This is a genomic window from Halomonas sp. (assembly GCF_014859505.1).
Classification (GTDB): Bacteria; Pseudomonadota; Gammaproteobacteria; order Pseudomonadales; family Halomonadaceae; genus Halomonas.
Genome location: NZ_JACUUD010000097.1, coordinates 1 through 11,088 on the forward strand (window position 1 = coordinate 1; position 11,088 = coordinate 11,088).

11 protein-coding genes are annotated in these 11,088 nt (G+C 68.0%); 4 read left to right on the top strand and 7 right to left on the bottom strand.

All coding sequences use genetic code 11. The annotated features are described in order from the left end of the window. Nucleotides 1-563: DnaA regulatory inactivator Hda (hda, locus tag IBX53_RS12140; RefSeq protein WP_290909575.1), on the bottom strand; the 563-nt coding region annotated here is incomplete at its 3' end. Then, a complete protein-coding gene (locus IBX53_RS12145) occupies nucleotides 560-1,636 on the bottom strand; it encodes an AI-2E family transporter (protein ID WP_290909577.1) in 1,077 nt (358 codons plus the stop codon). The genes IBX53_RS12145 and hda, both read right to left, overlap by 4 nt. A gap of 165 nt (nucleotides 1,637-1,801) precedes the next feature. Between IBX53_RS12145 and purM the strand changes: the two genes are divergently transcribed. The 3 genes from purM (at nucleotide 1,802) to IBX53_RS12160 (ending at nucleotide 5,470) form a co-directional block, all read left to right on the top strand. After that, nucleotides 1,802-2,869 (top strand): phosphoribosylformylglycinamidine cyclo-ligase, encoded by a 1,068-nt coding sequence (gene purM / locus IBX53_RS12150; RefSeq protein ID WP_290909579.1) that lies wholly within the window; start codon nucleotides 1,802-1,804, stop codon nucleotides 2,867-2,869. Beyond that, nucleotides 2,866-3,597: a phosphoribosylglycinamide formyltransferase gene (gene purN, locus IBX53_RS12155; protein WP_290909581.1), complete on the top strand. Its 732-nt coding sequence runs from the start codon at nucleotides 2,866-2,868 to the stop codon at nucleotides 3,595-3,597. Before purM ends, purN begins: the two co-directional genes overlap by 4 nt. 82 nt (nucleotides 3,598-3,679) lie before the next feature. Beyond that, complete coding sequence (locus tag IBX53_RS12160) at nucleotides 3,680-5,470, top strand: alpha/beta fold hydrolase (protein WP_290909582.1); 1,791 nt, start codon at nucleotides 3,680-3,682, stop codon at nucleotides 5,468-5,470. 40 nt (nucleotides 5,471-5,510) lie between these two features. On the opposite strand, the gene dcd is transcribed toward IBX53_RS12160, so the two are convergent. The 5 genes from dcd to IBX53_RS12185 form a co-directional block, all read right to left on the bottom strand. Next, entirely contained in the window at nucleotides 5,511-6,077 is a 567-nt protein-coding gene (gene dcd, locus IBX53_RS12165) for a dCTP deaminase (protein ID WP_290909583.1), read from the bottom strand. 104 nt (nucleotides 6,078-6,181) lie between these two features. Then, nucleotides 6,182-7,129 (bottom strand): iron-sulfur cluster carrier protein ApbC, encoded by a 948-nt coding sequence (apbC, locus tag IBX53_RS12170; RefSeq protein ID WP_367171610.1) that lies wholly within the window; start codon nucleotides 7,127-7,129, stop codon nucleotides 6,182-6,184. A 13-nt stretch (nucleotides 7,130-7,142) separates the two neighbouring features. Then, the gene (locus IBX53_RS12175; protein WP_290909587.1) at nucleotides 7,143-8,165 is read right to left on the bottom strand and encodes a kinesin; all 1,023 of its coding nucleotides are present in this window, start codon (nucleotides 8,163-8,165) and stop codon (nucleotides 7,143-7,145) included. A 163-nt stretch (nucleotides 8,166-8,328) separates the two neighbouring features. Further along, nucleotides 8,329-9,072, bottom strand: a complete 744-nt coding sequence (locus tag IBX53_RS12180) for an RNA pseudouridine synthase (RefSeq protein ID WP_290909589.1) — start codon at nucleotides 9,070-9,072, stop codon at nucleotides 8,329-8,331. 25 nt (nucleotides 9,073-9,097) lie between these two features. Further along, the gene (locus IBX53_RS12185) at nucleotides 9,098-9,772 is read right to left on the bottom strand and encodes a hypothetical protein (protein WP_290909591.1); all 675 of its coding nucleotides are present in this window, start codon (nucleotides 9,770-9,772) and stop codon (nucleotides 9,098-9,100) included. 93 nt (nucleotides 9,773-9,865) lie between these two features. Here IBX53_RS12185 and IBX53_RS12190 point away from each other — a divergent pair, with 93 nt between their 5' ends. Next, nucleotides 9,866-10,906 (top strand): serine hydrolase, encoded by a 1,041-nt coding sequence (locus IBX53_RS12190; protein WP_290909594.1) that lies wholly within the window; start codon nucleotides 9,866-9,868, stop codon nucleotides 10,904-10,906. Nucleotides 10,907-11,088 lie beyond the last annotated feature (182 nt).

Below are 11,088 nucleotides of genomic sequence, written 5' to 3' on the forward strand. Positions count from 1 at the left end.
TCGTCGGGCAGTGCCATGCCGCGTGCTCGGGCGCGCAGCTGCAGCGCAGCCAGGCAGCCGGCATCGTCCAGCCCCTGAACATGGAAGGTGACCCCCCAGGTCAGTCGCGAGGCGAGATCGGGCAGCGTGACCGGCAGCTGCCGGGGGGCGGCGTCGGCTGCCACCACCAGGCGCTTGCCCGCATCACGCAGGCGGTTGAAGGCATGGAACAGCGCCTCCTCCCAGCGCCTGCGCCCCAGCACCTTCTCCATGTCATCGATGGCCACCAGATCGAGGCGCTCGATCTCCTCGAGCATCAGCGGCGGGAAGTGGCCGAGTTCGGCCAGGGGCAGATAGAGGGCTCGCAGCTCGCGATCCGAGGCGGCATGACAGGCGGCCTGCAGCAGGTGGCTGCGACCCACGCCCTCCCCGCCCCACAGATAGACATAGGGCTCGCCGCCCTCGTCCAGCTGCTGCATCAGGCGAGCGACCAGGCTGGCATTGGGCCCGGGATGGTAGTTGGCAAAGGTGGCGTCGTCGCGCAGGCCGACGCCCAGCGGCAGCTGCGCCGGGGCCCTGCTCATGGCGCCTCCTCGTCGTCGCGTCGGGCCAGGGTGGCATCGTACAAGGTACTGTTCTTGTAACGTTCGTTGAGTTCACGCAAGAGTACCATGATCACCGCCGCCGCCGGCAGCGCCAGCAGCACCCCGGTGAAGCCGAACAGGTTGCCGCCGGCCAGCACGGCGAAGATGACTGCCACCGGATGCAGGCCGATACGATCTCCCAGCAGTTTGGGCTGCAGCAGCGTGCTCTCGATCACCTGGCCGGCGCTGAACACCGCCACCACACCGAGCAGCGCCAGCCAGGAGCCGAACTGGAAGAAGGCCACCACCAGCGCGATGCTGATCCCGACGATGAAGCCCAGAAAGGGCACGATGCTGGCCAGCCCCGAGATCAGCCCGATCAGCACACCGAAGCGCACCCCCATCAGGGTCAACCCCAGGCCATAGATCACCCCCAGACTCAGCATCACCAGCAGTTGCCCGCGCAGAAAGGCCGACAGCACCTCATCGCAGCGTCCGACCAGGCGCAGCGTGTTGGCCTCCCAGCCCCGCGGCAGCAGGTCGCGCAGGCTGGCCATCAGCCGGCTCCAGTCGAGCAGCAGATAGAAGGTCACCACCGGGATCAACGACACATAGGTCACCCAGGTGACGAAGGCCATGCCCGAACGGCCCACCTGCCCGAGCACCTGAGCCAGATACCCCCCGGCATCCTGCCAGTGCTCGGCCATTGTCTCCTGTACGTTCTCGAGCTCGCCGCCAACGTCGAAACCGGTCCAGGCCTGGATCTGCGGCCCCAGCACCGTCTCCAGCCACTCGAAGATTCCCGGGATCATCTGACCGAACTGACGCAGCTGCTGCACCAGCAGCGGAATCAACACCAGCAACCCTAACGCCAGAATCAGCAGGAGTATCAGGAACACCGCACTGACCGCCAGCGGCCGCGACAGTCGCCAGCGCTCCAACCGGTTGGCCAGCGGATCCGCCAGGTACGCAAGGATCATGCCGGCGATGAAGGGCATCAGCATCGCCTCGAGGCGCAGCAGCAGCCACACCAGTGCCACCGCCGCCGCCAGCACCCACCATTCTCTGCGCATCGTTCTCTCCCTGTCAGGGCCGCACCGGGACACCCTCACGGCTGCCTGCACGACGTCTTGATGCTACAATCCCGCATCCGATCTTGATTCAGCACCCGAGCCTGCCCCACGCCTGTGCTGGCGGCATGGCCGACCCACGCCGACGACCTATCGACAGGACCCGAGATGACCGACTCCCCCTCTTCACGCCCCTCGCTCAGCTACAAGGATGCCGGCGTCGACATCGATGCCGGCAATGCCCTGGTCGACCGCATCAAGGACGTCGCCAAGCGCACCAGCCGCCCCGAGGTGATGGGTGGGCTGGGCGGCTTCGGCGCCCTCTGTGAATTGCCGGCCGGCTACCGCGAGCCGGTGCTGGTCTCCGGCACCGACGGCGTGGGCACCAAGCTGCGCCTGGCCATGGACCTGGGTCGTCACGACACCATCGGCATCGACCTGGTGGCCATGTGCGTCAATGACCTGGTGGTCGCCGGCGCCGAGCCGCTGTTCTTTCTCGACTACTATGCCACGGGCAGGCTCGACGTGGACATCGCCGCCGACGTGGTCACCGGCATCGGCGCGGGCTGCGAGCAGGCCGGCTGCGCCCTGGTCGGCGGCGAGACCGCCGAGATGCCCGGCATGTACGAGGGCAGCGACTACGACCTGGCCGGCTTCTGCGTCGGCGTGGTGGAGAAGGCCGAGATCCTCGACGGCAAGCGCGTCGCCGAGGGCGACGTGCTGCTGGGCATCGCCTCCTCCGGCCCTCACTCCAACGGCTACTCGCTGATCCGCAAGATCCTCGAGGTCTCGGGTGCCAGCCTCGATACCGCCATCGACGGCGCCTCCCTGGGCGACGCCCTGATGGCGCCCACCCGCATCTACGTCAAGCCGCTGCTGTCGCTGATCAAGGAGAGCGGCGTCCCGGTCCATGCGCTCTCCCATATCACCGGTGGCGGCCTTACCGAGAACCTGCCCCGGGTGCTGCCCGAAGGCCTCGCCGCCCGAGTCGACGTGGCCAGCTGGGTGCGCCCGGCGGTGTTCGACTGGCTGCAGCAGCAGGGCAACGTCACAGAGGAGGAGATGCACCGGGTACTCAACTGCGGCATCGGCATGGTGGTGGTGGTGCCGGCCGAGAAGGCCGACCAGGCCCGGGCCCACCTGCAGGCCCTGGGCGAGACGGTGCATCGCATCGGCGAGATCGTCGCACGGGACGGCGATGAGCCCCGGGTGCGGCTGGAGAACCTCGAGGCATGAACGACAGCGGAGCTTCCAGCGACACCCTGAACGACTTCGCCTCGGAGCCGGTAGGCGCCCGCCGGGTGGTGGTGCTGATCTCCGGCAGCGGCAGCAACCTGCAGGCGCTGATCGACGAGCAGACCCATGACCGCCTTGGCGGCGAGATCGTCGCGGTGATCTCCAACGAGCCCACCGCCTACGGCCTGATTCGCGCCAAGGAGGCCGGCATCGACGCCGTGGTGCTGCCGCATCGCGAGTATGACAGCCGCGAGGCCTACGACAGCGCCCTGATCAAGGTGATCGAGCGCCACGAGCCGGACCTGATCGTGCTGGCCGGCTTCATGCGCATCCTCACCGCGCGCGTCGTGCAGCGCTTCCTGGGGCGGATGCTCAACATCCACCCCTCGCTGCTGCCTGCCTACCAGGGCCTCGACACTCACGCCCGGGCCCTGGCCGACGGCGTGGCCCAGCACGGCTGCAGCGTACACTTCGTCACCGAGGAGCTCGACGGCGGCCCGGTGGTGATCCAGGCGGCCGTCGACGTGGCCGAGGGCGAGACCGAGGCGAGCCTCAAGGAGAAGGTGCACGCTCGCGAACACCTGATCTACCCCATCGCGGTGAAGTGGTTCCTGGAGGGTCGCCTGCAGTTCACCCCCGGCGGGGCCACCCTGGACGGCATGCCGCTGCCGCCTCAGGGCGTGCGCCTCTCCCACGCGGACGCCGCAGAAGAACTGGACGAGGAGTGACAGCAGAACAGCATGATGCCGTGCGAGTTTTGCTAGGCTGGGAGTGAGCCCTAGTTGCCCGTCATCATGGAGGCGCAGTCGCATGACCCCTGAATCCCGCACGCCGCCCGCACTCCCCACGCCGTCTCCCGGAGCCGATGAGCGGCCCGAACCCGGCGGCTACGCCACTCACGCGCTGGATCGCGCCTTCAAGGCCAACCTGGCGAGAGTCACGGCGGGGATTACCCCCGCCGGGCTTGCCAGCGTCTATTTCGAGTGGCTGACGCATCTGACGCTATCGCCGGGCAAGCAGGTGGAGCTCACCGGAAAGCTTGCCCGCAAGTCCACCCGCTTCGCCCAGTATGCTGGCCGCCTGGCCATGAATCCGGCGACGCCGCCCTGCATCGAGCCCATGCCCCGGGATCGACGCTTCCGCGATGATGCCTGGCAGCAGTGGCCCTACAACCTGATCCATCAGTCCTTCCTGCTGACCCAGCAGTGGTGGCACAACGCCACCACCGAGGTGGAGGGGGTGTCCCCCGCCCGTGAGCGAGTGATCAACTTCGTGACGCGCCAGCTGCTGGACCACGCCTCGCCGTCCAACATCCCCTGGCTCAATCCCGAGATCGCGAATGCGACCCTGGCCTCCGGCGGATGGAATCTGGTCGAGGGCTGGCAGAACTTCCTGGAAGATTACGAGCGTACCCTTTCCGGAAAGCCCCCGGTGGGAGCGGAGGCGTTCCGGCTGGGCGAGCAGTTGGCCGTCACCCCCGGCAAGGTGGTGTACCGTAATCATCTGATGGAACTGATTCAGTACGCGCCGACCACTCGTCAGGTCCAGGCCGAGCCCGTGCTGATCGTGCCCGCCTGGATCATGAAGTACTACGTGCTCGATCTGACTCCCGGCAAGTCGCTGGTGGAGTACCTGGTGGACCAGGGCCATACGGTGTTCATGATCTCCTGGCGCAACCCGGGCTCGGAGGATCGCGATCTGGGCATGGACGACTACCATCTGCTGGGACCCATGGCGGCGCTGGACGTGGTCACCGACATCACCGGCAGCTCGCGAGTTCACGGCGTCGGCTACTGCCTGGGAGGCACCCTGCTCTCCATCGCCGCCGCCGCCATGGCTCGCGACGGCGACGATCGCCTGGCAACTCTCACCACCCTGGCCACCCAGGTGGACTTCACCGAGGCCGGCGAGCTGATGCTGTTCACCGGCGAGAGTCAGGTCGCCTACCTGGAGAACATGATGTGGGACCAGGGCTACCTGGACGGCCACCAGATGGCCGGCGCCTTCCAGATCCTGCGCTCCAACGACCTGGTCTGGTCGAGAATGGTGCACGACTACCTGCTGGGCCAGCGCCAGCCGATGAACGAGCTGATGGCCTGGAATGCCGATATCACGCGGCTGCCCTACCGCATGCACAGCGAATACCTGCGCCAGCTGTTTCTCGACAATGACCTGGCCAGCGGTCGCTATCAGGTCGATCATCGCCCGGTGGCAATCCAAGACATACGCGCGCCGATCTTCGCCGTCGGCACCACCGCCGATCATGTGGCGCCCTGGCAGTCCGTCTACAAGATTCACCTGCTCACCAATGCCGACGAAGTGACCTTCCTGCTCACCAGCGGCGGTCACAATGCCGGCATCGTCAGCGAGCCGGACCACCCGAAACGCCGCTTCCGTCTGCGCACCCAGCACCAGGGGGAGCGCTTTCTCGACCCGCAAGCCTGGCTGCAGAGCACGCCGGAGCAGGCGGGGTCCTGGTGGCCGGCCTGGCAGCAGTGGCTGGTCGAGCACTCCAGCGGTCAGACCATCCCACCGGCGCCCGGCAGCGAGCGCTTTCCCGCACTGGATGACGCCCCCGGGCGCTATGTGCGGATACCCTGAAGCGATGGGCGCCGCCTGGCGCCAGATGATTCCGCAGGAACTAGGTCCTGGGCAGCGTCACGCCGCGCTGCCCCATGTACTTGCCGCCGCGGTCCTTGTAGGAGATGTCGCACACCTCGTCGGACTCCAGGAACAGCATCTGGGCCACGCCCTCGTTGGCGTAGATCTTGGCCGGCAGGTTGGTGGTATTGGAGAACTCCAGGGTGACGTGACCTTCCCATTCGGGCTCCAGCGGCGTCACGTTGACGATGATGCCGCAGCGCGCGTAGGTGGACTTGCCCAGGCAGATGGTCAGCACGCTGCGCGGGATGCGGAAGTACTCCACGGTGCGCGCCAGGGCAAAGGAGTTGGGCGGAATCACGCAGACATCGCCCTTGATATCGACGAAGCTCTTGTCGTCGAAGGCCTTGGGGTCCACCACCGCGGAGTGGATATTGGTGAACACCTTGAAATCATCGGCGCAGCGCACGTCGTAGCCGTAGCTGGAAGTGCCGTAGGAGATCACCCGACGATCGTTCACATAGCGAACCTGGTCGGCCTCGAAGGGCTCGATCATGCCCTCCTGCGCGGCCATGCGGCGGATCCACTTGTCGGACTTGATGCTCATCGGGGTGTTTCCTGCTGAAGTGAAGTCTTGGGCCTGGGCACCAGGCAGCGGGGCCGCCATGATAGCGGCCCCGTGCACGGTCGTCACCTGGGTGCCGTCCTCGCTCAGTCGCTGAAGGAGATGCTCGGCCCCTCGGCGGCCGGACCCTGCGCCTGCTCCGCCACCTGGCGAGCCATGTCGCGGAAAGTGGCGGTTACCTCGCCGTCCGGTTCGGCAACCACCGTGGGTCGCCCGCCGTCGACCTGCTCGCGAATGGAAAGCGCCAGCGGCAGCCTCCCCAGAAGGCGTGTCTCGTACTCATTAGCGATGCGCTCACCGCCGCCCTCGCCGAAGATCGGCTCGGCGTGACCGCAGTTCGAGCAGACGTGAAGGCTCATGTTCTCCACCACGCCGAACACCGGCACATTGACCTTGCGGAACATCTCGATGCCCTTGCGGGCATCCAGCAGGGCGATGTCCTGGGGCGTGGTGACGATCACCGCGCCATCCACCGGCACCTTCTGGGCCAGGGTGAGTTGGATGTCCCCCGTGCCCGGCGGCATGTCGATGAACAGGAAGTCCAGATTGTCCCACCGGGTCTGGGTCAGCATCTGCTGGAAAGCGCCGGCGACCATGGGGCCCCGCCACACCATGGGCTCGCGCACATCGACCATGAAGGCCATGGACATCGCCTGGAGGCCATGGGCCTCGAGCGGAAGCATGCGGTTCTCGCCGGCGGACTGGGGACGCACCCCCTCACCCACGCCCAGCATCTGGGCCTGGCTCGGGCCATAGATATCCGCATCCAGGATGCCCACCCGGTAGCCTTCTGCGGCCATGGCCAGCGCCAGGTTGACGGTCACGGTGGACTTGCCCACCCCGCCCTTGCCGGATGCCACGGCGACGATATGCTTGACCCCTTCGATCACGGACTGCTCCTCTCGCTTGTTATCGGTCGGGGCTGAACGTTGTCGCCCCGCGCTGTCGGGCCAGTATACCCATGAGGCCTGGCGCCGTCCCGGTTCCCCCGACGGCAAACGGCGGGCCGAGGCCCGCCGTCGCATTGGCATCATCCCGAGGGGATGATTACTCCTCGTCGGTCTCGGTCTCCTCGGTAGTGACGCTGGTCTCCAGGTCGGCCAGTTCGCTGCGCCAGGTGGCCAGCTGGGCCTCCAGGCGCTCGAGCTGCTGCTCGCGGCGCTCCGCCTCGGCCTCGATGGTGGCGACCTCGTCGCGGCCGATACCGATGGCGATCATCAGGTCATCGCGCTCGGCGCGGGCCTCCTGCACCTCGGCGCGAGCGCCGTCGCGCTCGTCGCGTGCCTGGCCGACCTCCTCGGCCACCTCGTCGCGCCAGATCTCCAGCGCCTCGATCTCCTCCTCGAGGGCCTCGAGGTAGGCGTGGCGCTCCTCGAGCTCGGCCTCGGCGCCGGCCAGCTGCACCTCGGTCTCCTCGACCCGCTCGCGCAGCGTTGCCAGCTCCGCATCGGCCTCATCGCGGGCCACCTCGGCCTGTTCACGGACGTCAACCGCCTGCTGGCGCGCCTCCTCGGCCTTCTGCCGAGCGGCTTCCGTCTCCTGGCGGGCCTGCTCGGCGTCCTGGCGGGCGGCATCGGCGTCGTCGCGGGCCTGCTTCACGGCCTCGACCTCCTCACCCAGCGCCTCTAGGGACGCCTGGAGCTCGGCCTGCTGCGCCTCGAGGGCCTCGATCTCCTCCTGGAGGGCAGTGCGCTGATCGGTGAGGGCCTCGAGCTGCGTCTCGGCCTCGCCGATCGCCTCGTTAAGGCGCTCCAGCTCGGCGCGGGCCTCGGCCTGCTCCTCGGCCATGGCAGCCTCGGCGGCATCGCGTTCTTCCTCGAGCCCGGCCAGGCGCGCCTGCAGCGCCTCGATCTCCTCGCCGGTTTCATCGCGCTCATCGAGCTGGCTGACCAGGGCCTGGTTACGAGACTCCAGTGCGGCGAGTTCTGATTCCAGGGCCTCACGGGCCTCGCGATGGGAGCCGGAGTTGGACTGGGCGACGATGGCCCAGATGACGGCGACGGCGGCGACGCCTGCCAGCCCCCTGACACGATTATCCTTGAACGGTGACGTCTGGGAGGTTTCCGACATGGATGCATCCTCTCTGATTCAACCTGGGGATCGGGACCGGCCGGCATGGGCCGAACGGCCAAGCACTTCGAATCAAGCCTACTTCAAATCCAGCCTACCAAGAACTCAGCATACAGAGCAGGCCACCCAGGGGAAAGGCACCGTCCCCCGCTCGGCTCAACGCTCAGAAACGCTCCCCGGGTCTCAGAAAGCGCCACTCGCCGAGCGGCACCCGACCCAGCGACACCCCGCCGATGCGCAGCCGCCGGGTGGCGACCACGGTCAGCCCCACGGACCGGCACATCAGCTCGAGCTGGCCGGGCACCATGCCCTTCAGCGCGAAGCGCAGGCGTGTCTCGCTCTGCCAGCTGACCTTGCCCGGTGCCAGCCGCCGTCCGGGCACCGCCGAGCCATCCCGCAGCGACGCCAGCTGGCGCTCGTCCAGGCTGCCGATCACCTCCACCTGCCACTCCTCCTCGAGACGCGCACGACCCTCGTCGAGCCGGCGCGCCACGCCGCGGTCCTGGGTGAACACCAGCAGTCCCTCCTCGCCGAGGGCCAGCGGCAGCAGCGTCGCCAGACCACGAAAGTGTGCCTTGAGGGGTGCCTGACCGGCGGGATCCTGGTCCCAGTGGGTGGCCTTGCGGATCAGCCGCCTGGCCAGGTCCTCACCTTGTGACTTGACCTCACCGGCGCCGATGTCGACCGGCGCGTTGAACAGCAGCGTGGCCGGCGGAATCTCCCGGGGCATGGCGCCAGGGGTCAGCTCGACGGGCTGATCGCCGACCTTGAACTGGGGCTCCTCGACGGTACGCCCATCGACCTTCACCCAGCCACCGGCGATGTAGAGCTCGGCCTCGCGACGGGAACAGGGCAGCTCCCGGGCCAGCCGCTTGGAGAGCCGCTCACCGGCATCCCTGTCACTCATGTCTCGTCCCTCTTGCGTCACCATCTCAATAGGCCAGCCAGATGCAGTGCCTGGCTCCCTTGCCGGGTCGATGGGCGCGAACCGTGACCGTCTCGACCAGCAGTCCGACCCTGCGCAGGCGCTCGGTGAAGGCCGGATCCTGCCCCGCCGACCACACCGCCAGAACGCCTTCCGGGCGGAGCGCCTGCTGGGCGGCGGCCAGCCCCTTGGGGGAGTAGAGCCAGTCGTTCTCGCGCCGGGTCAGCCCCTCGGGACCGTTGTCCACGTCGAGCATGATCGCGTCGAACCCGCCGGGCTCGCGGCGCAGCAGCTCGCCCACGTCACCCAGACTGACCCGGGTGCGCGGGTCGTTCAGCGGATAGCCGGCGGCGGCGCCGAGCGGGCCACGGTTCCACTCCACCACGCCCGGCACCAGCTCAGCCACTACCACCTCGGCGTCCTCGCCCAGGCCGGCCAGCGCCGCGGCCAGGGTAAACCCCATGCCCAGGCCACCCACCAGCACCCGGGCGCCGGGGCGGTCGGCGATCCGCTGGCAGGCCAGCTCGGCCAGGGAATCCTCGGAGCCGTGGAGGCGCGTGTTCATCAGCTCCCCCGGGGTCCCGGCGATGCGAATGGAGAACTCGTCGTTGCGCTGCAGCAGCCGCAGCTCGCTGCCCTTGCCGGGGATGCTTGCGGTACCGATCAATTCGAACTTGGCCATGGTCTCTCGCTGGCAATAAAGGATGGGGTGAGGGAACCCAGCGGCCGCCGGCGCCTCGAATATCGGGCCCACCCAAGCGGACAAGGAATCCCGATGCCGACCCTGCGCCACCTGAATGCCCTTCGCCTCCTGCTGGGGGCGGTCATTATGCTGGCTGTTGTCGCGGCATGCCATGCGCAGGCCGACGAGACCTCACGCCCGCCGCTGCTCGGCCAGGCCGGTCTGGAGCACCTCGACGCCCAGGCCGCACGCCTCGAGCGCCTGCACGCCGTGGTGGTGGCAGAGGGTGGGGAGATCCGATTCGAGCGCGCCTATGCCGGGCCCGGGGTCGACCGGCCCGCCAACATCAAGTCGCTCTCCAAGACGGTGCTGGCGGCCCTGGTCGGCGCCGCCATCCAGGAGGGCGTGATCGACTCCCCCGACCAGCCCGTGGCGGAACTGCTCGGCTCCCGAGTGCCGGTCGGGGCCGACCCGCGGGTCCGAAAGATCACCATCGGTCACCTGCTGTCGCTGCAGGCCGGGCTCGAGCGTACCTCCGGCGCCAACTACGGCGGCTGGGTGGCAAGCCCCGACTGGGTGCGCGACGCCCTGTCGCGCCCCTTCGTCGATGAGCCGGGCGGCCGGATGCTCTACTCCACGGGTTCGAGCCATCTGCTCTCGGCGGCGCTGACTCGCGCCGGCGGCGAGAGCACCCTGGCCCTGGCCCGGCGGCTGCTGGGTGAGCCCCTGGGCATCGCCATACCCGCCTGGCCCCGGGATCCCCAGGGGGTCTACTTCGGCGGCAACGACATGCGGCTCTCGCCGAGGGCGCTGGTGAGGATCGGCGAGCTCTATCGCCTGGACGGCGTCATCGACGGCCGACGTGTGCTGCCGAAGGGCTGGGTCGAGGCCTCCTGGCAGCCCCGCGGCACCTCGCAGTGGACCGGCGACGGCTATGGCTACGGCTGGTTTGTCACCGAACTGGCCGGGGAGCGCGTTTACTACGGCCGCGGCTTCGGCGGCCAGGCGCTGTACGTCATTCCCGAGCGGGCGATATCCATCGCCATCACCGCCGACCCCCACCCACCGTCACCCGGTGGACAGTTCCAGCAAGAATTGCACGCCCTCGTCGAGGGCATGCTGCTCGGGGGTTGAGTCAGTGAAGTCGAAGTGTCGTTGCGCAGCCGTCAGGACCGGAGCGGCGACGATAGCGGATGCAAATCAGCGCAGTCCAAGCACGGACAGGATGAACAGCACCACGACGATCAGGCCAATGATATAGATGATGTTTCGCAAGTTGTTCTCCTTGCCGGTGCATCGCGAAAGCGGGCGCCTGC